The sequence below is a fragment of the Chitinophaga sp. Cy-1792 genome (assembly GCF_011752935.1).
Classification (GTDB): Bacteria; Bacteroidota; Bacteroidia; order Chitinophagales; family Chitinophagaceae; genus Chitinophaga.
This window is the reverse complement of sequence record NZ_VWWO01000002.1, coordinates 1614696-1641633: the sequence shown is the minus strand read 5'-3', so window position 1 is coordinate 1641633 and position 26938 is coordinate 1614696. Positions and strand designations below refer to the sequence as shown.

At 48.0% G+C, this 26938-nt stretch carries 19 protein-coding genes; 3 read left to right on the top strand and 16 right to left on the bottom strand.

Features of this window, described 5'->3' with window-relative positions; translation table 11 throughout:
* Positions 1-83: 83 nt before the first annotated feature.
* From F3J22_RS20875 to F3J22_RS20855, 5 genes are all read right to left on the bottom strand, one after another.
* The gene (locus F3J22_RS20875; protein WP_240155136.1) at positions 84-593 is read right to left on the bottom strand and encodes a sigma-70 family RNA polymerase sigma factor; all 510 of its coding nucleotides are present in this window, start codon (positions 591-593) and stop codon (positions 84-86) included.
* Between the two features lie 163 nt (positions 594-756).
* The gene (locus tag F3J22_RS20870; protein ID WP_205195485.1) at positions 757-1173 is read right to left on the bottom strand and encodes a hypothetical protein; all 417 of its coding nucleotides are present in this window, start codon (positions 1171-1173) and stop codon (positions 757-759) included.
* Between the two features lie 32 nt (positions 1174-1205).
* Positions 1206-2015: a ferritin-like domain-containing protein gene (locus F3J22_RS20865; RefSeq protein ID WP_167019868.1), complete on the bottom strand. Its 810-nt coding sequence runs from the start codon at positions 2013-2015 to the stop codon at positions 1206-1208.
* Between the two features lie 44 nt (positions 2016-2059).
* Positions 2060-2752, bottom strand: coding sequence for a ferritin-like domain-containing protein (locus tag F3J22_RS20860; RefSeq protein ID WP_167019867.1), 693 nt, complete (start codon positions 2750-2752; stop codon positions 2060-2062).
* Between the two features lie 200 nt (positions 2753-2952).
* On the bottom strand, positions 2953-3468 hold the full coding sequence (locus tag F3J22_RS20855) for a hypothetical protein (RefSeq protein ID WP_167019866.1): 516 nt from the start codon (positions 3466-3468) through the stop codon (positions 2953-2955).
* A gap of 67 nt (positions 3469-3535) precedes the next feature.
* Between F3J22_RS20855 and F3J22_RS20850 the strand changes: the two genes are divergently transcribed.
* A complete protein-coding gene (locus F3J22_RS20850) occupies positions 3536-4012 on the top strand; it encodes a hypothetical protein (RefSeq protein WP_167019865.1) in 477 nt (158 codons plus the stop codon).
* Positions 4013-4084: 72 nt separating this feature from the next.
* Here the strand turns inward: F3J22_RS20850 and F3J22_RS20845 are convergent, their stop codons facing one another.
* The 9 genes from F3J22_RS20845 to F3J22_RS20805 all read right to left on the bottom strand — a co-directional run bounded on the left by F3J22_RS20845 (position 4085) and on the right by F3J22_RS20805 (position 22423).
* Positions 4085-7693, bottom strand: a complete 3609-nt coding sequence (locus F3J22_RS20845) for a glycoside hydrolase family 2 TIM barrel-domain containing protein (protein ID WP_167019864.1) — start codon at positions 7691-7693, stop codon at positions 4085-4087.
* Between the two features lie 14 nt (positions 7694-7707).
* A complete protein-coding gene (locus F3J22_RS20840; protein WP_167019863.1) occupies positions 7708-8814 on the bottom strand; it encodes a glycoside hydrolase family 99-like domain-containing protein in 1107 nt (368 codons plus the stop codon).
* 10 nt (positions 8815-8824) lie between these two features.
* Entirely contained in the window at positions 8825-10606 is a 1782-nt protein-coding gene (locus F3J22_RS20835; protein ID WP_167019862.1) for a SusD/RagB family nutrient-binding outer membrane lipoprotein, read from the bottom strand.
* A 9-nt stretch (positions 10607-10615) separates the two neighbouring features.
* Positions 10616-13864, bottom strand: a complete 3249-nt coding sequence (locus F3J22_RS20830) for a SusC/RagA family TonB-linked outer membrane protein (RefSeq protein ID WP_167019861.1) — start codon at positions 13862-13864, stop codon at positions 10616-10618.
* A gap of 218 nt (positions 13865-14082) precedes the next feature.
* Entirely contained in the window at positions 14083-16608 is a 2526-nt protein-coding gene (locus F3J22_RS20825; protein ID WP_167019860.1) for a hypothetical protein, read from the bottom strand.
* A gap of 301 nt (positions 16609-16909) precedes the next feature.
* Positions 16910-18385 (bottom strand): L-arabinose isomerase, encoded by a 1476-nt coding sequence (gene araA / locus F3J22_RS20820; protein WP_167019859.1) that lies wholly within the window; start codon positions 18383-18385, stop codon positions 16910-16912.
* Between the two features lie 10 nt (positions 18386-18395).
* Positions 18396-19094 carry an L-ribulose-5-phosphate 4-epimerase AraD gene (araD, locus tag F3J22_RS20815; protein ID WP_167019858.1) on the bottom strand — a complete coding sequence of 233 codons (699 nt, stop codon included), beginning with the start codon at positions 19092-19094 and terminating at the stop codon, positions 18396-18398.
* Positions 19095-19099: 5 nt separating this feature from the next.
* Positions 19100-20767 (bottom strand): ribulokinase, encoded by a 1668-nt coding sequence (locus F3J22_RS20810; RefSeq protein WP_167019857.1) that lies wholly within the window; start codon positions 20765-20767, stop codon positions 19100-19102.
* A gap of 126 nt (positions 20768-20893) precedes the next feature.
* Complete coding sequence (locus F3J22_RS20805; protein WP_167019856.1) at positions 20894-22423, bottom strand: alpha-N-arabinofuranosidase; 1530 nt, start codon at positions 22421-22423, stop codon at positions 20894-20896.
* A gap of 210 nt (positions 22424-22633) precedes the next feature.
* Here F3J22_RS20805 and F3J22_RS20800 point away from each other — a divergent pair, with 210 nt between their 5' ends.
* Complete coding sequence (locus tag F3J22_RS20800) at positions 22634-24508, top strand: glycoside hydrolase family 127 protein (protein WP_167019855.1); 1875 nt, start codon at positions 22634-22636, stop codon at positions 24506-24508.
* A gap of 85 nt (positions 24509-24593) precedes the next feature.
* On the opposite strand, the gene hxlA is transcribed toward F3J22_RS20800, so the two are convergent.
* Both hxlA and hxlB read right to left on the bottom strand, forming a co-directional pair.
* Complete coding sequence (gene hxlA / locus F3J22_RS20795; protein ID WP_167019854.1) at positions 24594-25232, bottom strand: 3-hexulose-6-phosphate synthase; 639 nt, start codon at positions 25230-25232, stop codon at positions 24594-24596.
* A 27-nt stretch (positions 25233-25259) separates the two neighbouring features.
* Complete coding sequence (gene hxlB, locus F3J22_RS20790; protein ID WP_167019853.1) at positions 25260-25829, bottom strand: 6-phospho-3-hexuloisomerase; 570 nt, start codon at positions 25827-25829, stop codon at positions 25260-25262.
* Between the two features lie 190 nt (positions 25830-26019).
* Between hxlB and F3J22_RS20785 the strand changes: the two genes are divergently transcribed.
* Positions 26020-26880, top strand: a complete 861-nt coding sequence (locus tag F3J22_RS20785) for a helix-turn-helix domain-containing protein (protein WP_167019852.1) — start codon at positions 26020-26022, stop codon at positions 26878-26880.
* Positions 26881-26938 lie beyond the last annotated feature (58 nt).

The window sequence follows — 26938 nt, the reverse complement described above, 5'->3', positions numbered from 1 at the left end:
TTCAGCAGTTTCATGCGGGTCAGACAATCCCAAAACATAGCTTTCAACAGCTCCACTTTGTATGTATGCCTGTATATCCAATGTTATGTAGCGATAAATTTTCGTAATTGAATCAGGGCGGCCCTCAGTCTTGTTTTAACAGTTCCTAGCGGTAGTTGCAGCATTTGGGCAATTTCTTCCTGGGTGTATCCTTGAAAATAAGAAAGTTCTATTAAAACGCTGTGTTCCTGCCTCAGGCCTTTTATTGCCTTACGGAGACCAATATCTTCAAAAGCTGTTTTATTATTATCTGGCATGGCCATATGACTATCGGACAATTCAACGTTTAGTTTCGTTTTTAACCAGTTTTTACTTCTGACCATATCTATCGATGTGCTTCTGGCTATCTGGAACATCCAGGTAAATAAAGTTCCTTTTCCGGGATCATATTTATCGATTAACCGCCATATTTTCAGAAAGACTTCCTGAAGGGTGTCAGCGGCTATTTCGCGGTCGGGGATGATATCAAGAATAACGCCATATAAGGCACGGGAATACTTATCGAACAGGTACTCATATGCCGGTTCGATACGCTGTTGTAGTAACGCGACCAATTCGTGTTCATTGTATGTAACCGGGCCCTTCAACGGAAGATAAAAATGGTGAGCTTAATTTAATTACCAGGTTGAGCACCGGCTACCTCTCCAGTGAGGTAAAACACGGAGAGGTAGTTAGCGGTGCTATTTATCTGAGTACTGAATCAAAGACATTGTTTATTTATTCGTTCACCCACAGCATCCATTTGCTGTCGAACTTATACCATTTACCATCTGACCCTTCCCATTTCCACTCAGGCACTTCCGACCAGGTTTTACCATCTGCGCTCCATACCAGTTTTTTATGGCTTATTTTGAGCCATTTGCCAGATTTATCTGCCCAGTCCTGGTCTTTCACCTGTTCCCATGTTTTGCCATCGGTGCTCCACCACAGCATAGCCTTGTTATCCAGTTTATACCAGTAGGTTTGTCCGTCTTTCATTCCAGGCCAGGTACCTGTTGACGATTGTTTCCATTCTGTGACGCCAGGTGTGACAACAGCAGCTTGTGCCTTATTAACTACCAGTTGATTCAATACCATAAAACCTAATGCCATCATAAAGCATCCTGTCATGGCTTTCCTTATTACATTTTTCATAAATGCCTGATTAAAAATGATGATGAAATTGTTTATACGATAAAAGGTTTAACGATGGCCAGCACCTGTGAAGCTGTCAATGGTTCATCAAAGCTTTCAGTGGCTGCATTTATATTTACGAAGTTGGTAATGTTTACGCCTCCCTGAATGGTATTTTCTTCTCCGTTATAGGAACTTTGAACGGCTGGACCTATGCCGCCGGTGTCATTTCCGGTAATCCATGGTTTTTCATTGGCGCCTCTTGCCGCCCGCATCTGACGGATATGTGAGGCGTGGCGGGCTTCTACAGAATGGATCTGTAAGGCGGCAGTTAATACTACGCTATTGCTCATCAGTTCCACGGCCCTTCCTTTATAGGCTCTTACACCAGTATCTTCAAATGCCTGGGCTACTGCCAGAAAGGTATCGTAGTTGGTAAATACATTAGGAAACGTCCCTCCTGCGGTAAAATCAAAATTGGGCTTTGTTACCGGTGTTGCATTCATGGATTTGATCACGGATGTCAGAAACGCCACGTGCTCATTCTCATGGTCGCGTATAGTATTGATGGCAGCTACCGCCGGCGTACCGGCAGGCACCACTCCGGAAGCGGCTCCGGTTGTATAGAAAGTAGATTCCAGGTATTCCAGCGTCAATGCATAATTCAGAATATCCACTATGCTGCTGGTTGTTTGTCCGTATGCTTTTTTTAACAGGCCCCCCAATGCCAGTGGCAATGCTGCCAATGCAAGTTTGCCACCTAAGCCGGCAAATCTGGACATGGCCGATCTTCTGGTGTCTAATCTTTCCGGCAGTTCAGGATCTTCATGCGACATTTCTTCAATGATATCCAGTATTTTCATAACTAATTTTTTTAATCAGGGTGAGGAATTCTGCTACTGAAATATTACTTTTTAGGAAGATTGCCTGCCCATAATACTGATTTAAGAAAGGGCGCTGCCGTTGACAATACCGTTGTTGGATCTTTCACCATATCCAGTCCGTTCATATCTACCACGGTATTGTCAGCAAATGAACCATTACTGATAAGGTCCCTGATATAGGCCGCGTGCCGGGCTTCCACAGATACAATTTTTCCTGCCAGCAATAAATACTGACCATTGGCAATTAATTGTCCGGCACCGTTATAGGCCGAAACGCCCAGGTCTTCAAATGCTTTTGCTGTGGCCAGCACGCTGTCGCGCTTAGTAAAATCTACCGCTGAAAAATTCACCTGTAATCCGGGAATGGCCGAAGCGCCTAAGGCTGCTTTAAAGAATTCCCGGTGAGCTATCTCGTGGTCCCGTATATCCGTCAGCAGTGACAATTCCGTAGAACTGATACCGCCATAAGGGGTTAACACTACCTGGGTATAAAAGGCCGCCTCCAGTTGCTCCAATGCATATGCATAATTGAGGATACCAATATCTCCGTTACCCAGATCAATACTGCCGGCCGGCTGGGTATTATTATTGTCATCATCTTTTTTACAGGACGATATTATCATCGCCGCAGTACAAGCCATACCAGCCTGCATCAGAAACTTTCTTCTGGGTATGCCACCCGTAGCTGGTTCAGCCAAATGCTGTTTGTTTGCCATAACAAGGTTATTAGTTAAACAATTAACTTCAGTCTGGAACTGGCTGCTATTTTACCGGTAAATAAGAGGCCGGGATAAGTACGGGGAGTTTTAATAAATAGTTTTAGTGAAGAAAATATTTTAAGCAATTACCGGAATAAAATAAAAAAGCAATCTCAAATGAGATTGCCCGGATATCTAGCTGGAAAAATCGTAACTACCTACCATATTTCATAAACAGTAAGCTCATCACTTCTTTTCCTTTTTCTCAATAAGTAAAACTTCTTCCCTTGCCGTAATGCCTCCGGCAATTTTTCCTTAACAGGGTATACGATCGAGTCGGCCGTTACCTGCAATACGTTTCCCTTCAGTATCCAGCCACTGCTCTTAAGCAACTGCGCATCTGCACGCAGCATGGCAGGTGTATAGCTTTCACGGCCTTCCGAATGAAAGACATCCACATGGGATATGTTACCCAGGCGGTCGCAATACTGTTTTGATTTCTTCAAATATTTTATTCCGTTGAGATAAAAAAAGCAGTTATCTTCTTCATCTGGGGTTGGCGAACAGAAGACATAACCCTCTGGAACTGCGCTGGCAGTGAGGATAGTCCGAAGTATATACTTTTCTTTCTTTGCATTTCCGGCATTTGTAAATCCTGTTAAAACCAGCACCAGACCTGTTAACAGCACCCCGAATACAATTGGCTTTCTCAGGCACTTTTTTTCATTGTCCATCTTTATAATTATCTTACAGGCTAAAGATATTGCAATATCTAATATTGTTTGTAAAAACAACCTATATATGAACCTTACTGAACGCCTTGCAGAACATGTTCAAGGCATTTTTTCCGGCGGCAACTGGACTGCTGTTTCTATTCAGCAAACGCTGTCTGACCTTAGCTTTGAAGAAGCTACCCGACAGTTGCCACAATTCAATTCTATTGCGCTCCTTACCTTTCACATAGGTTATTATATCAAGGAACTCCGCATGATGATCGATGGTGCACCGTTGGAAGCACAGGACAAATTAAGCTGGGAGATGCAGCCCATGCATGCAGCCTGGCAATGGGATATGTTGAGAAACGACACCGTTCACCAGGGAGAATTACTGGCAAAATATGTAAAAGAAATGCCGGAAACCCGCCTGTGGGAGTACCTGGGCGAAAAACAATACGGCGATTTCTATCACAATATCCATGGGATTATTGAGCACACTCATTATCACCTGGGGCAGATCGTGATCATCAAAAAAATGATCCGGCAGAAAGTCAGCAAATAAAAAAAGCTGCCTCTACAGGTAGAGACAGCCGTGTGCCAGTATTGAGAACAACCCGGCCTCCACTATTTACCATTATCTATCGTTACCGGAAATCAGGTTATACAATAGCATCCCCGCTACTGGATCAGTATCTGCTTTTTCCAACGACATGGTAGTAAGGTATAATGTGCCACTGTTGCGAACCCTCGCGATAGTGGCACCCTGGTTTTTCGCCATCTGCTGCGCACGTTCCTGCATCTCTCCCTGTATATACCCGTGTACACGGATATGTTTCGCCAATACTTCCACCTGCGGATTACGGACTACGGACAGCGCCCCGTTGCATACTGCCGGCAGTTCCCGTTTATTATTATTGAAATAGCGCAGGTCCATCAGGCTGATATGCGCAAAGACCGCCGATTCCGGGATATCCATTGTTACGATATCTCCTTCCGGCACATTAACAGTACCCGAAATATATTCCGGAAATAAATCCTTCGCTGCCGCAGCATCGGTAACGATTACCCTTGCACCTGCCTGTAGCAGGCCTTTCAGCCGGGCAACCTCCGCAGTGTTTATATTACCACCCAGCTTTAAACCACTAAAAACATATACTCCTGCTTTCGTTGCCAACGCCGCAGCAACAGTAGTTGCAGGCGTATATTTAACGTTTATCCGTTCCAGTGATGCATGGAGTTTACCACTACCGTCATACAGGCAAACCTTTGCAGTACCTGTAGTCAGGGGTTGTAAATCTGCCAGCAGTACCTTGTACTCATTTGCTGAAATCGTTTTATTATTTTCCGACAACGCCAGCAGCAGTTTACCATATACCTGCGACTGCGGCAATTGAACAGGGATGGTAATGTCGGGCGTTACCCATACCCTGCCGTAGTAAGGCACATCAGGTAACTCCTGCGTTCCGGTGGCTAGTGTACCACCCAGACTATCCACCAGTTTCCAGGTCAGTAGCGGGTGTTGCAATAAGGTGCCTTCATGCCGGTCGTTTACAACACAAATGCGCGCCGGCAATTTAGCGCCGGCATAGAAATGCCGTCCCCAGAGCTCTGCACTCACCAGTACCGGCTGTAAAGCGCGCTGCAAGGCAAAGTAGGCCGGATAGGGCGCAATCGTTTCCGCATCATAGACATTCTTAAACCAGCTTAACAAAGCAAAATGTAATATCCCTGCCGCCTCAGGATTCGTTCTGCGATAGGCCTCCGCCTGTTCACCGGTTATAAATGCCTGGGCTTCCATAAAGTAGGCAGGATCGCTGAATTCATAGGCCAGATCCCCCACCAGCTCCTGCGGTGTTTGATGCACCTGCGTATAAAACCTTACCGGATGCCCGGTTTCGTTATTGGAATATCCGGACGACATCTCCTGGCTTATCAGTGGCCTGCCCGGGTTTTTGTTCTTTCCCTGGAACTCACCGTTAAACTGTTTGAATATCGTATAGTCGTACCAGTTAATATAGGCATGGATATCATCAATATCTCCATCATCAATATCTTTAAAGAAATCTATCCCGAACTTCTTCGTATTGCGTCTATAGTTAGAATCAAAGCTGATCGGCCTTGTGCCATCTGTTTTACGCATACGTTTTACCACATCGGAGATGATCTTCATTTTCAGGCGGGTTCTGGCGCTATCGGTATCATTACCATAGAACTTCATCTCGTTATTGACCGTCCAGAACAACACTGAAGGATGATTTCTGTATTTTTTCAGCAGATCGATGTATTCATCTGCCCACATTTCAATCAGTTTATTATCCGGCATGGAGTTATTGATCATCAGCCATGGCCAGCCTCCTTCGAAGCTGATACCTATACCCTTGCGGTCTGCAGCCGTTATCCAGGTTTCGTTATAGGGAGATGTATGTGTTCGGGTGACCTCCATATTACCCGCTTTCATGATATCATAAAATCGCGCTGCGAGTGCCACATCGTTTGGCGCCAGTGCAAAAGGGGTATGATTACCACCGCGCAACCAATACTGGCGGCCGTTTAGGTAAAAGAACCCATTTTTTGATTCGAAAGTTCTGAAGCCTGAAGTAATCACCAGGCTATCCGCCACTCCCCCGTTTTGCGATAACAGGAAAGTAAAATCATAGAGGTTGGGGGTCTGCGGGCTCCATAGCAACGGCTTGAGCTGTCCAATGTCGTAATGCAGGAGTTTCGTTTCACCGGCCTTCAGCTGAACATCCTTTAGCGGCGAGCCTTTGTACAGGTCGCCGATGCGACTGCTGATGGTAAAGATTTGTGGCGATTTAGTGTGATTGGTAACGGTAACATCAAATGTGGCGCCGTCCAGCCTGGGCTGTATGAACACATCCTTCAGCGATAGCGGCGAGGTAATCACCATTTTCACCGGTTGCCAGATACCTGCCGGATCTTCGTTATAGAAGCCATGGGCAAGGTCTTTCAACATTTTATTAGTCACTTCCACACTCACCGCTACATCTACTATTTTGCCGGCATCTGCAATATCCTTTATGTAATCGCGTGTAACCTTTACCGTTACCAGGTTTTTGCCAGCCTTAAACAATCCTTTGCCATCTACGGTAAAGTCACCGAACATACCTGTATGTTTACCTGCCAGGTGCCCGTTGATATAGACTTCCGCCACTTTTGACACCGCATCAAAATGTAAGGCCACGTCCTTCTGTTCTATGCCTTTCGGCAACGTTATCCATTGCCGGTACCAGGCGGCATTCGTTTTTTTATAATCAAAGGTATACGACTCACAACGGTCTGTTTCCCGCTGAAAATAAGCATCAGAAGCACCTTTTGAATGCTTCCCGAACATTTCTCCGTGTAGCCATATACGTATGGGGTTCCAGAAATCAGGTACCTTCATTACATGCCAGTTGTCATCTGAATTTTTCGGAGAGATAGCCTGTCGCTCGTCGCTGAGTTCATATTGTGGCATAAACAGCCATTGACCATTTAGGCTGATTTCCGTACGTGGTGCGCTGATATCAGTTATGCTGACAGGTTTCCATGCGGCCCTTTCCTGACGGCGCTTTTCGGCTTTGGCCGCCTGTGGTACGGGCACCGGAAGGAATTCGTAAACGGGTATATTGTTTAGTGCCGTTGGGCCCAGAGGAGTTATTTCCAGGTCGTCATATGAAACAGGCACCCATCCGCCACCGAGCGTCACGGGCCCTGCCGGGGCCAGGCGACTGTTTTCATCTTTAACATCTATTCGTGGCAGCTTTTCATCGTTCAGGAAAACCCGGATTCGTTGCTGTACCACTTCCACGGTAATGGTATACCAGGTACCGGCAACAGGGTGGAACTCCAGTGGCCGTAGTGCCAGGAATTCATCCGTACCCATATACCCCAACCTGCTCAGGTACAGGTTATCCTGGTTGCCGCCACGCAGCGCCAGGATATAACGATCATTCCTGGTAGCAGCCCTGAAGCCTGCCCAGATCTGTACATCCCTGCCTTTATCGGGCACGCATGCACGAAAACTAAAACGATAATCAGTGAGGCTGCTATCGCCAAAAGAAGCATAGGCATTTTCCGTTTGTAACACACCATTAGTAACGACGGCACGCCCACGCCCTGTAACCCAGGGCGTGGCGGCGTCAGTGTCGAAAGAGGCTGTTAAAACACGTTGCTGACCGAATCCTGTTCCTGTTAATAACGACAGCGCTATCAACGAAACCCATCTGTTTAATTTCCTCTTCATTATTTTCTGCTTGATTATTTCTTAAACTCTTTACGTGTAATATTCAGATAACGCTCTCCATAGCTGACAGCGGGTTCCAGCTGAGAGTCCTCCGTCCAGTTATTCCAGCTGTCGATCATAATCAGCCTTGTTTTGGTACTGGCATTCATCTTGGCCACATTGCAAAGTTTGGTAAACATAGCGCCGCTATCTGTACGCGGGTACTCAGGATTGGTACTGGTAGGCTGATTGATCAACCAGCTATATGCCGGCGTAATATTCGGAATATAGTCTGCCGCATAATTATCCGCGAAATACTGTTTGGAATATTTCCAGTTCTGGTCCATGGTCTGCGGCAGCAGGTACCAGCGGTCCCAGTTGTTGATCTGTGAGCTGTAAGACTGATGTATAATAGCATCCACACAATGATCAAAACGGATCTGGTAGCGGGCAGGCGGCGTCCATCGATCCTGCTGGCCTACGATATAGGGTGTTACGCCCCAGCTGTTCATCAGGGTGCGTAAACTGTCGTAGATAGCTTTGTTGTTATCTGAGAAAAGCGTTTGTGCGTTGAGGATATACAGTATGGGTTTGCTATCTGTTTGCTGGTAGCTGGCCTCTTTCAGGAAAGGGACGAGGCGATGAAAATCATCGAAGAACTGCCCCAGCCGCGCTTTATCCTTCTCCATCGGGTTAGTGGCAGCAATACCATAAGTACCTGAATTGAAATTATAGGCGATGGCAAATTTCATCTTGCCACTGGTATTACTGTTGATAAAACCGCGGACCAGCGTGGTATCAGATTTAAAGTTATTAGCATCCTTATTTGCTGAACGAACAGAAAATACGAAGTAGTCGATGCCCCCTTTTACGGCGTAGTCGATATGCTGCGACATAATCCCTGCTGGCAATACACCATTCGGTGCACCGTATTTACCTACCACCGGCACTTCTTTTATATTTCCATTCCAGCCACCAAAGGAAGTATAGAAAGCGCCTACCACATAATTATCCGTTACCGGTATTTCCTTAATTTCATAGTTAAGGATGTTATCCTCCACGGAGGGGCCAGTAAGGTTCTTCTTACAAGCAGTAACACTGGTCAGCAGCAAGGCCGACAGTACTATATGTATATATTTCATGTTTGATTTTTTAAGGATGATAGGTCTGTACCAATGTATATTTAAAACCTCCGGTGGCAGCGGCTTTTTTCAGCTCTTCGATGGTAGTGCCATACCATTTCTGGATAAAGCTGATATCGTAACCGGCGTTTACCTGGTCCCATTGCGGTACGGTGTAAGGTTTTGCAAACCGCAGTTGCTGGTAGATATCATAATCATCTCCCCTGGTAGTACCTAATGCCAGTAAAGCACCTTTATAACCAACCTGGTTAAGGTTGATGACAGACATCGGATATGAGGCCCTTCCCGGCACATCTGCGAAAGTCGGATTGGCAGCATAGGAAGCGTTACCACCCGGATTGGTATGTGGTGGCAGGTTGAAGACCCTCGTCTGACGCTCCAGCGTCCAGCAATCGAAACCACCGTCAGGGAAGTAGTTCAGCCAGCGCTGTATCCAGATTTTCGTATTGCCATCGGCGGAGATATCAGTATTGACCAGGCTCAGATAATTGTTAAAACCTTTACCTGCAGTTCCCCATTTAATACCAGGCGTATTTTTATAGGCATCACGTAGTGTGGAACTGATATTCCAGAAGGCGAAGTTGGCATCGATACCGGCGTAATAGTACTGATCTGCCGACTGACCACCGCCATAGCCACTTTGCACTGCTTCGGCTTTCAGGAAAAGTGTTTCTGCATAAGACAACATCACAAATGGTCTGCCTACCTGGTAGATAACTGGATTGGCGTTGGAATAGGCATTGATATTATTGCTACCCACCACATCCGGAAGCCCGGCGAGGGACGTCCAGCCAGCCAGTTTGGTGGCCGATTTAGGCAGTCCCAGGTAAGGAATCGGATAGGTCACAATACGCAGTGAATCATCTGAAATGCTGGTCAGTGTATCGGTCAGCAACATACGCTGCGCCAGTGGTACGGAGTCGTAATATACCATCATGCGCGGATCATTATACGAGCGGAAGAAGGTCATCAGAAACTCGCTCAGCTTAGGCGCCTGATTGGAAGCACCCGGCGCATATGGGTAATACTGGTTAGACTTAATATACTTGATATAATAGGGATTCTCATTGCCATTCACATTTTCGAAAGCCATCTTTGCAGACTCCCCTTCGGTACTGATCAGCATTGATTCGTTGGTCATCAGTTCGCGTATAGCCGAACCCGCGAGGTCGGGCAGGTTACGCTGGATACGCAGGCCTATCTTTAACCGCATGGTGTTTGCAAACTTCACCCACGATTGCAGGTTACCATTGTACAGCGGGTCATATGTCAGCTTGTCGCCATTCACATTAATTTTAGCAGCAGCTTCTTTGAGTGTATTCATCACAAAGGTGTACACTGTATCTTCACTATCAAACTTAATAGAAGAGAGATAAGCGGGATCATTGGCCTGGTATAACGGTACCGGGCCGAAGTTTCCGGCCATAATGGAATAAGTATATGCCTGCAGGATACGGGCCACCTGCACCCTGTTGTTATAGGCGGAGTCCTTGCCATAGTTGCTGATGACCTGCTTGAGGTTTCCCAGTACGCCCTGGTACATGGTTTGCCACAAGCCCTGATCAGTAACATCGTACCTGTTGGCCTGCTGACAAAGCAGGTGGCCAAGGTCCCAGTATTTAGTGGTGTTATAATTAGCCATCTGTGCATTCAGGTTCTTAACAGCCGCCAGGATAGAAGCTTCCGGCGCTACGGCAGAGAACTGTGTCGGGTCTGTATTCAGACTATTGAAGTTTTTCGTACAGCCGAAACCGATAGTCATCAGCAGCAGGAAAATATATAATGGTTTCATACGTGTTTTTTAAAAAGTAACTTTCAAATCAAATCCATAGGTTGAATACGGGAAGGAGCCACCAGACTCGATCCCCTGTGCATTTCCGGTGGTATTGGCGGCTTCCGGGTCAATACCTCTAGGTGTATGTTTGAGGATGGTCCAGAGGTTACGTCCAACGAAGGCAAGGCGCATCGTTTTAATAGGTGTAGCACTGATATACCTAACCGGCAGTGTATAACCGAAGATCAGCTCACTGAGTTTGATGTTGGAAGCATTGAAGGTAATGGCGGGTGTATTGTTCAGCACCATGTCACTCTCATAGGCAGTAGGGTTCATCCAGATATCACTTTTCTTACCTGGAATCATTCTGCCGTTAGCATCCAGCACCACAACACCCTTGCTGTCTGTCAGCGGGAAATAAGCATTCGGATAGCGTGGTCCTTTTGCGCGGAGGTTGTCAGCATAAGGCGTTGTGCCTTTGCTGTTGGCCTGGCCGTTGCCCATTCTTTCCTGGTCATTTTCTCCCAGGATAACGTTACTAAACAGCCATTCATCCCTGCCGTATAAGCTGGCAATGGTAGTACCTGCAAAGTTGGCGCGGCCATAAGAAGCGGAATAAAGCACACCACCCATTTTCACCGTAAACAGGAAAGACAGATCGAAAGCACCGTATTTCACCTGTGAGCCCAGGGACCCGATCCAATCCGGATGGAAGTTGCCCAGCACCACGTTAGGATCCGCGATGGTACGGCCATTCGTGGTATTCACGATCAACGTATCACGTACTTTGTATGGTGCACTACCGGTGAGTACACCGTATTGTTGCCCGACGATTGCATTTACTGTAGCACCCAGGTTACTTCCCAGCGCCAGCACATTAATTCCTGGTACCAGCGACAATACTTTGTTGCGGTTCATGGACCAGTTAGCCAGCACATTCCATTTAAATTTATTGTTTTGAACAGCGGCCACGTTCATGCTTACTTCTACCCCCCTGTTTCTCATCTCTCCTGCATTCAGGATACGGGTAGAGAAACCGGTTTCGGTAGGTATTTGCGGGCGAAGGATCTGGTTGGTGGTATTAGACTGGTAAACACTTGCCGTGAGTTGAAGTCTGCTGCGGAAAAACGCCAGTTCCACGCCTGCTTCCCTGGACAATGTTTTCTCCGGTTTCAGCTGCCCGTTATTTAACTGGTTGCTGGTACCATAGTTCAGGTAAGGACTACCAAGAAAAAGGCCCCCATAATTATAGGTGGTGAGCAGCGATTGTGGCGGCGCGGAGTTACCTACTTCCGCTACCGAAGCACGGAGTTTACCGTAATTCAGGATACTATTTTCCGGCAGGAAGTTGGAAAAAATAAAGCTGGCATTAACAGATGGATAGAAGAAATTATTGTTGACAGATGGTAAGGTAGATGACCAGTCGTTGCGTCCGGTGATGTTGACGAAGAGGAAATCGCGCCAGGCCACGGTTGCATCCGCGAATACCGATTGTGTCTGGGAGCGCACCAAAGATTCCGTCGCCGCCGGGAAAGCAGTGCTGTTCTGGATGCTGGGCATGTCGTGCACCAGCAGGGATGCGATACTTGCGCCGCGGTACTGGTTACTGAAATTTACATACTCCGCGCCCACGTTAGCAGTGATGTTAAGCGATTTATTCACTCTATTGTTGTACATCAGCATACCCTGGTAATCCCACATGAGGTTCTGCTGATTGCTGTTGCCATAAAAGCCGTTAGGGGTGCGGAGTCCGCCCAGTTCCTTGTACTGATAGTAGCTGGTGGTTTTCATATCCGTGGATGCCTGCATACGGAAATTGAGTTTGGAGGTCAGGCGTGCCGTTGCTGTAATTCCTGTCAGCCAGCGGTGCGACTGGTCACGGTTTTCATTTTCGTACAGCATCCACAGCGGGTTTTCGACGCTACCTACGGAGCCCAGTGAGAAAGAGTTGCCATAGGCATCTTTCCAGGGTTCCAGGGCATTCACATCTACGCTGCGTGGCAGGTATACATAGGCCGCCATCGGGCTGGAAGCATCCAGGTTACGATAGGTGCGGTTTTTAGTATCCTGGTAGGTATACATCACACGGGCATCTACATTTAATACCTTACCATACTTACGGCTGGCATTAAGGGATACGTTATGTTTCTTGATAATGTTCTGATTTTTAAGCACATCATCACTACCAGTGAAAGTATAGGATAACCTCACCGATGATACCGCATCAGCTTTGGCGATAGAAATATTGGAAGCATTGGTAACGCTGGGTTTATAGAAAGAAGTGATATTATCCGGATGTGGACTGTATCCGCCGGCGACAGGCTTGCCGGAGAAGTCGTCATAAGGTTGTCCGAGCATGGGCATTCCCCAGGTAGATCCATAGAGTCCCATTTTCACGGCGCCGGTACCAGGCACAATGCTGGTACCATTTCCGACGATGAAGCCGTTGGAACCTTCTCCATAAACGTTCTGGTAGGCGGGAAACTGCGCAATGCTGTTCACCTGGGTATTCTGGTTAATAGAGATACCGAGATTGCTGTCATTGATTTTACCTTTTTTGGTAACAACCAGGATGGCGCCATTGGCTGCTCTGGAGCCATATAATGCGGCAGCGTTGGGGCCTTGCAGCACCTGAATGGATTCGATATCATCCGGATTGAGGTCGGCAGCGCCGTTACCAAAGTCGAGGTTATCACGGCCATCGCCCATATCGTTGTTGATGGGCACACCGTCTACCACCCAAAGTGGCTGGTTGTTCTGGGTGAGTGAGTTCTCGCCGCGGATAATCACTCTGCTGGAAGAGCCGGGTTGTCCGTTGCTGGTCACCTGGAGGCCTGCCACTTTACCGGCAAGCCCGTTAACGATGTTAAGGTCACGTGCTTCCGTCAGGTTGTTGGGATCAACGCCCTGGGTGGCGTACCCGATGGCTTTCGCCTCTCTTTTGATGCCAAGTGCGCCGGTGACTACCACATTTTTCAGGTTGACAGCGGAGATCACCAGGTTAAACTGTACGGAAGTACGACCTGCCAGCATCGTTTCCTGTGTCTCGTAGCCGGTCATGCTGGCGCGTAAAATCGTTTTCTGGGGATCGCCGACATAGATTGCAAAGGTGCCATCTTCGGCGGTGGCGACGCCATTCGTGGAATTTTTCACCATGATGCTTACGCCAGGAAGGGGATTGTTCTTTTCGTCTGTGGCCTTCCCCTTGATAAGGGTACGCTGGGCCATTACTGCAGTACAACAGCATAGCAGAACGATTGACAGTAAAAATTTCATAATTGGTTGATAATTAAACATGAAAACTCAGGTAACGTGAAATTAATTTCAGCTGGCAGCCTGCCAGGATAAATAGCTGGTAATAACAACCCTGGGTTGTTACACAACGTGGTGACTGAAATAATTACTGCAAAACAAGGAGGCGGGCGATAACAAACGCATTAACAGGGGCATTAACAGCCCCGTTAACAGCGATATTTTTTTAAAAAAAGGGGAAATCAGGAGATAATATCCTGGAAAGAAACCGGGAACTTCTCGCCGTACATATGGGCGTAGTCTTTACAGAACTTTTCAAATGCGGCCCTGGCGAGGGAAGGTCTTCCCTGTTTAATTAATGCGGCACATTTGGCCTGTAGTGCGCCCTCATGCAGCGGATCAAGGATTAATATAGCATTAGCCGTTTCAATAATTAATTCAGGCGTAGCCGTTATTAATAGCTGCTGCAGCTGTAATTGTAATACGTCCAGTGCTTTGGTGGAAATGGCCGACTTCAGGTCTTCCAGCCAGAAATAGTCTGTGCGGAACAGGAAAGTACCTTCCTGCACGATATTAATTAATGCTAACAGCTCGGGTTGCTGCAACTGCGGCAGGTTAATAAGTGTAGTAAATACGTGCAGGTCAATCTCCACACTACTTTCCTCATAATTTAATTTCCAGCGGTTCTCCTCCTTTACGACCGACAGCAATCCTATCTTCTCGAAAATAGTCTTCAGCTTCACCATATTAACAGACCTGTTATTACGGGCATCGCGGTCCGGCTTATCTGCCCAGAGGATTTCATAAAGTTTTTCCGTAGATACGCCCTTCCCCGACCAGATGGTATGGATAGCAATCAACAGGAACATCTCTTTTAACAATGGCGAAAAAAGGTGTGTGAGCACATTCCCGTCTTTATCTACCACATGGAATTCACCGAATAACCTAAAAGTGGCCTTGGGTTCCTTTTTAACGGCTGGTACCAGCGGTATACGTTCTACCACTGACGTTATTTGCGGGATTCCAGGGGATTCCACCACTGGTTGGGCTTGTTCAGGTGTTTCCGTTTTTTTCGTTTTTCTTTTTTTATGTAGAAAGATGTAGACCAGTATACCATCACCAGCCATTATCCCTAATACAATCAGCCATAAGGGCCAGCCTTCGGCAGATGATTTTCCGAAACTGGTTGCCATAGCGGTCAGTTTCTCTGGCGGAAATGCCAGGGAATAAATCTTCACTTCTGTGCTCTTGTCTTTATCTACGATCTGCGTAACAGCCAGCAGCTGATGGGTACGTGCACAGTAGAAGAGATCTGCCGAAGAGCGGTTGTCCAGGAAGGCATATGGGATGGTATCTGCCAGCGCAGTGAAACCAGGCACAGTCAGACTCCCTTTCATCAGCTGCAGCCTCGACTGAAAGCGGTCGTTGGGAAAGGCCAGTGCATAAAAGCTGCTATCAGCAGGACTGATCACCATCGACGACCCGAAAACGACCGGCTCTTCCGGTTCGTGAAAATTGTATACTCTTTTCAGTGTGCCATACTTTACGTCAAAACGGAGCAGCTCATAAAAATACTGCGGCGTAAGCATCTGTTCGCCGTTGTCGCTGCCATAACCACCAAGGATATACGCTGTATCGCCGCCGGGTGTAGTGCCGGCAGCCGCCAGATAGCGGGGTTTGAGGTCGGAGCCGGGAATAACGATGTTTTCCCATTTGCCATTGGTAAACGAAAAGCGCTGTATCTCCTTTTTATAAGTCAGCTGTCCATAGCCACCGATTACATACAGACTATTATCCACATAACGGGTAAACTTCGCTGTCTGCCAGTATCTGGTGAGTCCGGCCGAATCGAAAGGCGCCGACCATTGGTTCTTTCCGGGCTGCCAGGCGGCCAGCTCATGCTGATCAACATGAACGCTGTAGAGGGTTTTATCCAGCGGATTAAACGCTGCCTGGTAGCCAGGCGACAAATACACCGGTGTTGCCAGCGCTTCTTTATTAACGGAATGATCTCTTACCAGGAAACGATAAATGGAATCCCGCCCTACGACATATAATTCTTCTGCAGCAGGATCAAAGGTATAGCTGCCGTTTCCGTTGACATGCATCGCCTGGAGCAATTTCCAGTGCTGGTGTAACGGTATCGCCCATACGGGATTGACAACAGTAGCAGTAGCATTGGCAATGCTATCAGTAGCCACGGTACCGGAAAGCTCGTTTAGTGGCCAGTAATACTGTAATTGACCGTGCTGGCGCACAGCAATATTTCTCAGGGTCATCGGTGGCACATCATTGGTTTTGAAATGCACCAGATGGCAGGCGCCGAAAACAACACTGAAGCATTGGTCAGCAAGTTGCATGACCGCAGTGCCGCAAGGCCGGCCATTAATATATAAGGTAAGCGAGTGACGATTAAATTCCAGCGTACAGGTATTCCATTTGTGAAACCGGGTAGCACCATCCAGCGAGAATGCCAGCGAAGTATAGGTATTACCGCTCACAACGGCCACCTGCTGGTGCTCATCATTATAAATCAGGTCGATGTTCTGGCCGTGTTGATTGACCAGGCGTACCAGGTACCCATAATATACCTGCCTGTCTGGAAAGAAATTAAAGTCGAAGGAAAGGCTGGCTTTATCTTCCAGGCAGATAGGCGTTCCGCTGGTCAGGACAAGGCTGGTCCTTTTCTCCTGTACCTGATCGTATGAATTGAATACCAGACCTGTAGCCTGGAGCGTTGCAGGAAATAAAAAAGCTATAATTATCAAGATCCTGTTTATAGAAAGGACCTTCCGGAAGACTAATCTCATGGTGGAACACTAATGCTGACATACACTGATTCCTGACGATATTTTTAGTATATCCTGACAAGAATCTCGCGGGTTTTGGTTGTTATTACACCCGGAAGATAAGGTCTTTTAAGAAATTCAACGAGGGATTATTTTGGTGAAAAGAAAAGTTGAATGGTTCTTCAAAAGCAGAAAAAGCCGGAACTGTAAAATTGCGAACAAAGAAAAGGCGCTCTTCAAATTGCTGAAGAGCGCCTTCCCGGTAATATCAGTTGCAGCATCAATACGCTGCATCATTCCATCTCAGTTCATTCTGGAAGGAGCGTATTGATGTATTTTTATCGATCAGGGCCAGTTCAATGCCTGCGATATTGGCGAAATCCTGCATATGCGTGGATGTCAGGTTCTGGCTATAGCAGGTATGATGAGCGCCACCAGCCAGGATCCAGGCGGTGCATGCCTTTTTCATATCCGGGTAAGGCTTCCACAATACACGTGCTACCGGCAGTTTAGGCAGGTCATGTAATGGCGCCACTGCCTCCACTTCATTCACCAGCAGGCGGAAACGATTGCCCATATCCACGATGGAGGCGTTGATAGCTGCACCGGCGCCGGTATTGAATACCAGACGTACCGGATCTGCCTTTCCGCCGATACCCAGCGGATGCTTTTCACAGGTAGGCTTTCCGGCAGCGATAGACTCGCAGATTTCCAGCATATGTGCGCCCAAAACCATTGGATTTGCTGGGTCAAAATGATAGGTATAGTCTTCCATGAAAGAGTTGCCACCAGCCAATCCGCTACCCATTACTTTCATGGCACGTACCAGCGCTGCGGTTTTCCAGTCGCCCTCACCGGCAAAGCCGTATCCGGCCTTCATCAGGCGTTGTACTGCTATACCCGGCAGTTGTATCATGCCGTGCAGATCTTCGAAGGTATCTGAAAACCCTTTGTAGTTGCCGGCTTCCAGGAATGTCTGCAGGCCAAGTTCTATACGCGCTGCATCTTTCAGGGCAGGATCTTTCAGGAGATCCGCACTAATCGTATAGGCGTCTGCGTAAGCAGCGGTCAGCTGGTTGACAGCAGCATCAGAAATACTGTTGATCACCGATACCAGGTCGCCGATGCCGTGTGTATTAAAGGAAAACCCGAATACAGATTCTGCCTCTACCTTATCTCCGTCTGTAACGGCTACATAGCGCATATTGTCGCCAAAACGCACGAAACGTGCGCCCTGCCAGTCGTGCCAGCCTGCCGCTACCCTCGCCCATCCGGCCAGCTCTGCTCTTACTTCGGTATCTTTCCAATGGCCGGTAATTACTTTCCTGTTCATACGCATACGGCTCATCATAAACCCTAATTCACGGTCGCCATGGGCGCTCTGGTTCAGGTTCATGAAATCCATATCAATATCATTCCATGGAATATCCCTGTTGTATTGCGTATGGAGGTGGCATACCGGCTTTTTCAATGCCTTCAGGCCACGAATCCACATCTTGGCGGGAGAAAAGGTATGCATCCAGAGCATAACGCCGATACAATTCGCTGCAGCATTCGCTTCCATGCATACGGCATATATTTCCTCCGGCGTGGTTACCACCGGCTTGTACACTACCGATACGGGCACCTGGCTATCATCATGCAATGCAGCGGCAATTTCCTTACTATGGGCAGCTACTTGCTTGAGCGCCTCTTCACCATACAAATGCTGGCTCCCGGTAATCAACCAGACCTCTAATTTTTTCAGATCAATCATAGCGTTTTGTTTATTGTCCATAGTAAGAACCAGGACCATGTTTACGTTCGTAATGTTTTTTGATTAAACTATCTTTCAGCTTAGGCGCATCTGCATTGATCACCTCTGTGAGATAGGCCATCCTGGCTATTTCTTCCAGTACGGCACTGTTATATACTGCTTTGGCTGGCGTTGCGCCCCAGGTGAAAGGTGCATGGTTCCCCACCAGGATCATCTGGATTTCTTCGTACGACAAATTCCTTTCTTCCAATGCTTTCATGATCTGAAAACCAGTCTGGTATTCATAATTACCTGCAATCAGCTCGTCGGCCATTGGGGCAGCACAAGGGATGTCAATGGTATTATGATCCGCATGGGTGGTACCATAAATGGGAATATCGCGCTGACTCTGGGCCCAGGCCGTAGCATAGGTAGAATGCGTATGCACGATACCGGAGATATGCTCCCAGTGTTTGTACAATACCGCGTGGGTCAGCGTATCAGACGACGGGCGCAGTTGTCCATCGACAACTTTACCGTCGAAATCCACGATAACCATATTATCCGGACTCAGCTCCGCATAAGGCACCCCACTGGGTTTGATGGCAAAAACGCCGGCCGACCTGTCGGCAGCGCTTACATTTCCAAAAGTGAATTTCACCAGTTCCAACGCTGGCAACTGCATATTAGCTTCATAAGCTGCCTGCCGGATAGCTTGATATTGTTGCATATAAATCAGTTATCAATGTTCATGGATGCTGTAAAGGCACCTAATGCCTTGTACTTTTCATACCTTGCGGCGTATATCCCTGCCCGTTTGGCATCAGGCGTATAGGTAGTCTCGAAACCCTGTCCCATAGCCAACATAGCATCTTCCACCCTTGGATATAATCCTGCTGCCGTAGCCGCAAACATGGCGGCACCAAGGGCACAGGTTTGTTCGGACTGATGTATACGTATAGGCATGTGCATGATATCGGCCATCATTTGCATGATAAAGGGAGATTTCTTCGCTACGCCGCCAATGCCTATCAAACCTTTGACAGGTATACCTTCGCGCTCAAACCGCTCTACAATAGCTTTGGCGCCGAAGCAGGTAGATTCTGCCACTGCCCTGAACATCCGCGGCGCATCGGTAGCCAGGTTCAAGCCGGTAACAGTGCCTTTGAGCGACTGATCTGCATCCGGCGTCCGGCGTCCGTTGAGCCAGTCTACCGCCCATTCGCTGCCTGCCTCCGGCTCAATGGCCGCGGCCTGTTTGGATAACTCAGTGATCATTCTTGCGCTGGCGTCCTGGATATGTTTGGTAAGTTCGGGATGGGTATTATGGTTCAGGAGGTTTTGTAATGGCCATGATAAGACATTACCAAACCAGGCGTAGGCATCGCCGAAGGCCGACTGTCCTGCTTCCATACCCATCATTCCCGGAATAACCGAACCGGGCACCTGTCCGCAGATACCTTTCACCAGTGTATCATTTACCGCTGATAATGGCGCTACCAGCATATCGCAGGTAGAAGTTCCCATTACCTTGCTGAGGTGATAGGGTTCTATTTGTCCGCCTACGGCGCCCATGTGTGCATCGAAGGCACCGATACCAATCACGACGGAGGTATCCAGGCCCAGACGGGTGGCCCATTCAGGAGAGAGCGTACCAGCGGCTTCGCTGGAAGTGTAGGTGGTAGTAAAGAGCCGTTGCGTGAAACCTTTTAGCATAGGGTCTATTGCAGCAAAAAAGCTGTCTGGCGGGAGCCCGCCGAATTCCGCTGCATACAGGGCTTTATGTCCTGCTGCACAGATGCCCCGTTTAAGATCCTTTGCGTGTTTCCCACCGGATAAGAGAAACGGTATCCAGTCGCAGTGTTCCACCCAGGAGTATGTGGCATTTCTAACGGCTTCGTCTACACGCCAGGTACGTAGGAGCTTTGCCCAGAACCATTCGGAAGAATAGATACCACCAACAAACCGAAGGTAGTTTTCCGGGAAGCGTGTAGCCGTTGCATTTATTTCAGCTGCCTCTTTAATGGCAGTATGGTCTTTCCATAGCACGAACATCGCGTTGGGGTTGTCTTTGAAGGCGGGCAGCAGTGCCAGCGGCGTACCCGTTTCATCTACCGCTACCGGTGTGCTGCCGGTGGTGTCTACAGAAATGGCGCGGACGTTCTTTGCCACTTCTGCCCCTGCCTGTTGGAGACAGGCTTTCACGGAGGCTTCCAGTCCTTCGATGTAGTCCAGTGGATGCTGTCTGAACTGGCTTAGCGCCGGGTTGCAATACAGGCCGTCTTTCCAGCGTGGATAGTGGAATACGGATGTTGCTACTTCGCGGCCGTTCTGTGCATCTACTATGATAGAACGTACGGAGTCGGTGCCATAATCGATGCCAATAACGTAGGATGTTTTCATCGCTTATCTGTTCTGGTGCAGCAGGTTGATGATGCCACACATTTTAATTGTTAAAATGACAATTATTAATTTATGCGTAAAAAATCGTCTCTATGCTATAGAGACGATTTTTTATGTGTGTGGTAATTATTTCAGTTCCAGCACAACAACGGAGCATGGAGGCAGCTTCACGGTCAGGGTTTTATCCTTGATGGCCGCGCCGCTGAAAGCCTGAGGCTTCACCAGGTCGGGTTGGGTAAAACTGTTGTGGTCCTGCATTTTGGACGACAGGATACGACCACTAACGGATTTATAGGCATCCTGTGTGCTGACAGTTATTTCCTGTGCTTTTTTCGGATCGATGTTTACCAGGGAGATATGTGTAAGTCCGGCTTTGTCTTTAGAGGCAGAAGCGGTTACTGCCGGCAGTTTGCCTTTGCCGGAGGTATAGTCATTACTCTGAATCTCCAGCGGGATCTGTGTAGCATCCTGGTGTACGTTGTACATTTCCATCACATGGTAAGTTGGGGTCAGGATGATCTGGTCGCCTTTGGTGAGGATCACCGCCTGGAGTACGTTGATGGCTTGTGCAAGGTTGGCCATACGTACCCTGTCTGCATGGTTATTGAAAATATTCAGTGTTACACCGGCGATCATGGCGTCTCTCATGGTGTTTTGCTGGAAGAGGAAACCAGGATTGGTACCAGGTTGCACATCGTACCATCCGCCCCACTCATCTACTACCAATGCTACTTTTTTCTCGCGGTCATATTTATCCATGATGGCGCTGTGTTTACGGATAAGGGTATCCATAAAGCAGGCAGAAGTCATGGTCTGGAAATACTGTTCTTCTGTGAAGTTTACGGCGTCGCCTTTATGGTTCCATTCGATCACCGAATAGTGGTGCAGTGCCAGTCCGTTGACCATATTTGTGGGAATGTTCTTCATCAGCACTTCTGTCCAGTTGTAGTCAGAAGAGTTGGCACCGGAGGCTATTTTAAACAGCGGGCCACTCATAAAGGTGGCGTATTTACGGTAGATGTCTGAGTAGTATTCCGGTTTCATGTTACCACCGCAACCCCAGGCTTCATTGCCCACACCCCAGAACTTAACCTTCCATGGGTCTTTGCGGCCATTTGCCTGGCGGAGGTCGGACATAGGGCTCTTTCCGGGGAAGTTGACATACTGTACCCAGTCTGCCAGCTCCTGAACAGTGCCGCTGCCTACGTTCCCTGCCAGGTAAGGCTCTGCTCCCAGTTCTTCGCAGAGGTTCAGGAAATCGTGGGTACCAAAGCTATTATCTTCTGTAACGCCACCCCACCAGGTGTTTACCAGGGTTGGGCGTTTGTCTTTGGGGCCTACCCCATCTTTCCAGTGGTAGGTATCTGCAAAGCAGCCACCAGGCCAGCGGAGGTTGGGCACTTTAAGTTTACGCAGTGCCGCTATGATGTCATTCCGTACACCGTTAGTATTGGGAATATGGGAAGTGTCGCCCACATAGAAACCGCCATAAATACAGTTTCCAAGATGTTCGGCAAAGTGGCCATAGATATTACGGTTGATAGTTGGCGCGGCTGCATCCGTACGCAGCGTCACTTTATTCTGCGCCTGCACACCGGTAGCGGCCATTAGCAGGCCCAGTACGCCCGTGCGGAGATAATTGAAAGGCTGTTTCATAACGAGGAATTAAGATTTAGGTTTTACGCTGATCCAAAAAAACAAAATAATTGTCATATTTACAATTAAAAATAATAAAAATAAAAACCACTCATCAAAAACTTATCTTTCTCAGATAATCATCTTTATAAACAATACCATAGCGAAAATATTAATTGTCATAATAACAATTAATTATTTAACTTAGGGAAGATTTTAATTCTCCACGTTATGAAAATAAACTACCTGACATGGGGCCTATGTCTGCTTACCCTGACCGGCAGTGCGCAAGCACCCCTGCGCACCTTTTCACTGCAGGAAGTGACACTGAGTCCCGGACTATTCAAAAATGCCCAGCTGACAGACCAGCACTATATTGAGGCACTGGAACCGGACAAGCTGCTGGCCCCCTACCTGCGTGAAGCGGGCCTTCCCCCTAAAGCCAAACCCTACGACAACTGGGAAAGTACAGGCCTCGACGGACATATCGGCGGACATTACGTTTCCGCACTGTCACTGCTGTATGCCAGCACCGGCGACCCGCTGGCACTGAAGCGTCTCCACTACATGCTGGATGAGCTCAAAAAGGTGCAGGATGCTAACGGCAACGGGTATATCGGCGGTATCCCCGGAAGCTCCCAGCTCTGGAAAGCAATAAAAGCCGGCCATGTGCAGGCTATCAGGGAAAGATGGGTACCCTTTTATAATATACATAAAATATATGCAGGCCTGCGGGATGCCTACCTTGTAGCCGGGCAATCCAAAGCCCTACCTATGCTTGTAAAGTTCAGCGACTGGGTGGTGGATATCTGCAACAGCCTGACCGACGCCCAGATGGAAACCATGCTGCAAACAGAACATGGCGGCATGAACGAAGTACTGGCAGATGTCTACCAGATCACCGGCGACAAAAAATACCTGGCTGCCGCCAGGAAATTCTCCCAGAAAGCTATCCTGCTCCCGCTTGAAAACCAGCAGGACCAGCTCACCGGCCTGCATGCCAACACCCAGATTCCTAAAGTAATTGGTTTCAAACGTATTGCAGACACCGACCACGACAGCCTGTACAACAATGCAGCGCGGTTCTTCTGGCAAACGGTTGTTACCAACCGCAGTATGGCCATTGGCGGCAACAGCGTCGGCGAACATTTCAACCCGACAAACGATTTCACCAAAATGATGACAGATGTTGCCGGCCCGGAAACCTGCAACACCTATAATATGCTTAAACTCACCAAAGCCCTGTACCTTACAGATGGACTGCAAGCCTACATGGACTTCTACGAGAAAGCACTCTACAATCATATCCTCGCTTCCCAGTTGCCAGGTACCGGAGGCTTTGTGTACCACACCCCTATGCGTCCGGGCCACTACAGGGTGTACTCACAGCCAGCGACCGCCATGTGGTGCTGCGTAGGCACCGGTATGGAAAACCACGTAAAGTATAATGAAATGATCTATGCACAGCAAGGCAACGACCTGTATGTAAATCTCTTCATACCTTCAACCCTCCACAGCAAAAGCAACTGGCAGATCACCCAGCAAACCGGATTCCCGGAAACAGACAGCACCAGTATCTTCATCACCAAAGCAGACAAAGGAGATATCTATGTACGTTATCCGGAATGGGTACAATCAGGATTACTAACTATCAAACTAAATAATAAATCTTACCCGGTACAAAAAACAAATACGGGCTATGTAAAAATCAGCAATAACTGGAAAAAAGGTGACCGTATCACCGTTACCTTGCCCATGCACACAGCGTTACAGCAGTTGCCGGACAAAAGTAATTACTATGCCATCCTCTACGGGCCGCTGGTACTGGCGGCACAAACAGGCAACCAGGATATGACCGGACTAATGGCGGATACCGGCAGATTTGCACATGTGCCTATGGGCAAAGAATACCCGGTGGCAGCTATGCCTGTATTGCTCAGCAAAGATCAGCTGACAGAAAAAATACAACAGCACCAAACTAAGTCCCTCACTTTTTCCATGAAAGGACTTGTATCGCCTGCGCAATACGACAGCCTGGTATTGGTACCATTCTATAAATTACATGCAGTAAGGTACCAGTTGTACTGGAAGATAAAGGAGGATTAACAACTTAAACGAATATCAAAAAGGCTGTGTCGACTCAGTAGACACAGCCTTTTTGATGAATAGTTGTTCTGAAACCCGTGATAGTTTAGTTCTTAGCTGCGTCGATCGCTGCACGCAGTGCCTGGGCTGCCGCTGCCTGATCTGCTGCACCGTAGATAGCTGCACCTGCAACCACCACTTGTGCGCCTGCTTTCACCACAGCTGCAATGTTGCTGATATTAACGCCACCGGCAACAGATACAGGCACACCTACCTTTTCTGTTTCGTTGATCAGCACCTGAATAGAATAACCTGGTGTCCATTGTTCATCAAGACCAGCATGGAGTTCCACGAATTCCGCCCCCAGTTCAATCACCTCACGTGCACGTTGTACGCGGTCAGGGTATCCGATCGTATCTACTACCACGCCTTTGCCATGCGCTTTAGCAGCCTTCACTGCACCAGCGATAGTGGCATTACCAGCGGCTCCCATCACCGTTACCAGGTCGGCGCCTGCCTTAAATGCCAGGTCAGCTTCCAGTTCGCCGGCATCTGCTGTTTTCAGGTCAGCAAATACGATTTTGTCGGGATGTGCATCCTTCATCGCACGGATAACGCTAACGCCCATATTTTTAATGAGTGGGGTTCCCAGCTCGATAATATCTACATAAGGCGCCACTTTTGCCGCCAATGCCAGTGCATCTTCTGTTGTGAGCAAATCTATTGCTACCTGTAATTTTGCCATTGTTATATTTTTATAAGTTAGTAACTGTTATTCCATATTCGCATGACGCTTCCAGAGCGTCGGAGCATCTTGTCCGCCGAGCTGCCACATCACCTGGAAGGTGGCATCCATTACCAGCAGGAGTGCCTGTTCAAAGAGACTGCCGGCATACTGTGCGGAATAGAGGCCATGCTGGTCCTGTTTAGCTGCGGCCGGAAGCAGCAGGTGATAATCGGCCATTTTTACCAGAGGGTTATCTGTTTGGGTGGAGATGGCAAATATGCTGGCGCCTGCGGCCCTGGCCTTTGTAGCTGCATTGACGATACTGGCTGTAGTACCTGACCCGGAGGCTGCCAGTAGCAGGTCGCCCGCCGCTATAGCCGGCGTGGTTGTTTCGCCTGCCACATAAACATTGAGACCGAGGTGCATCAGCCGCATGGCGGCGGCTTTCATCGACAGTCCTGAACGACCGGCCGCCATGATAAAAATGCGTCCTGCCGACTGGAGCACTGTAACAAGTTGCGCCAGCTGGTCCTCGTTCAGGCGGGAAGCTAACTGCATATTCTCTGCCAGGATCATCTGAAGCTGAGCGGCGGTATTCTCTTTTACTGAAAGCATATCGTATCGGATAATTCGTTGCAAAAGTAGAAGGGCCGCAGGTTTGCATCGTTACACTATCCGCCTGTTATGGTGGACTATCAGGAAACCCTGCTACGGTGGGGCGTTTCAGAAAAGCCGATTTCCATATTGTCCACCATAATTGCCGTTTCATCCCAGCCAGCCACCTGATAATCTGTATCTTTGCGGTATGAAAAAGGAGTCAAATGCTTCCCGGTTGTCAGGAGCGCTAATATATATCAGGAACCTGCGTGATTGCCCGCCGAGCTACCTCGACGACCCTGAGCGGAAAGAATTTTATGAAATAGTGTGGCTACAGAACGAAGCACCTTTACATGCATTGAAGAGCAATGACCAGGCGTTGCAGCGCAACTGGATTTACCTGATCCCACCCTACCGCGTACATCAGCTCAACAAAGCCGGTAAAAATGGGGCGCTGATTTCTTTCAAGCGGGAAATACTGGAAGATGCCGACAAAGAATTCCTGTTAGATATATTTAAAATATTTAATGTACAGGGAGAATTTTCCTGTTTAGCGGCAGATAATGATGCTGCCGCCAACCTCCAGCAGATTTTCCATCTGTTGATGGAGGAATACCAGCGCCCGGGGAATCTTATCATCGTAAAAGCCATGTTAAAGGTTTTTCTCCTCAAGCTGATACAGATCAAGGAACATACTTTTACCAGCCATGACATTCATGAAAAGCGGGTCTATGAATTTCTGATGTTGCTGGAAAGCAATTACCTGCAGGAAAGGCAGGCGGAATTTTATGCCGCTAACCTGGGCATCAGTCCTAAACGTCTTAACCAGATACTAAAGGAGAAACTGGACAAAACCGCTATGCAGCTTATCCACGACAGGCTTATATTAGAATCCAAAAGACTGATCATACATAGTGAGAACACCATTAAGGAAATTGCATATGATCTTGGATTCTCTGACCGTCCTTATTTCAGCAGGTTCTTTAAAAAGCAGACGGGGCAGTCGCCGGAAGCATTTCAGCAACATGTGAGAAGTCATGTCGGAACAAAACAAAATACGTTGGTTTAAGCATTTAATATGCAAGCAAAACCCCTGCTCTCCTTCAGCGAACAGGGGTTTATTATTT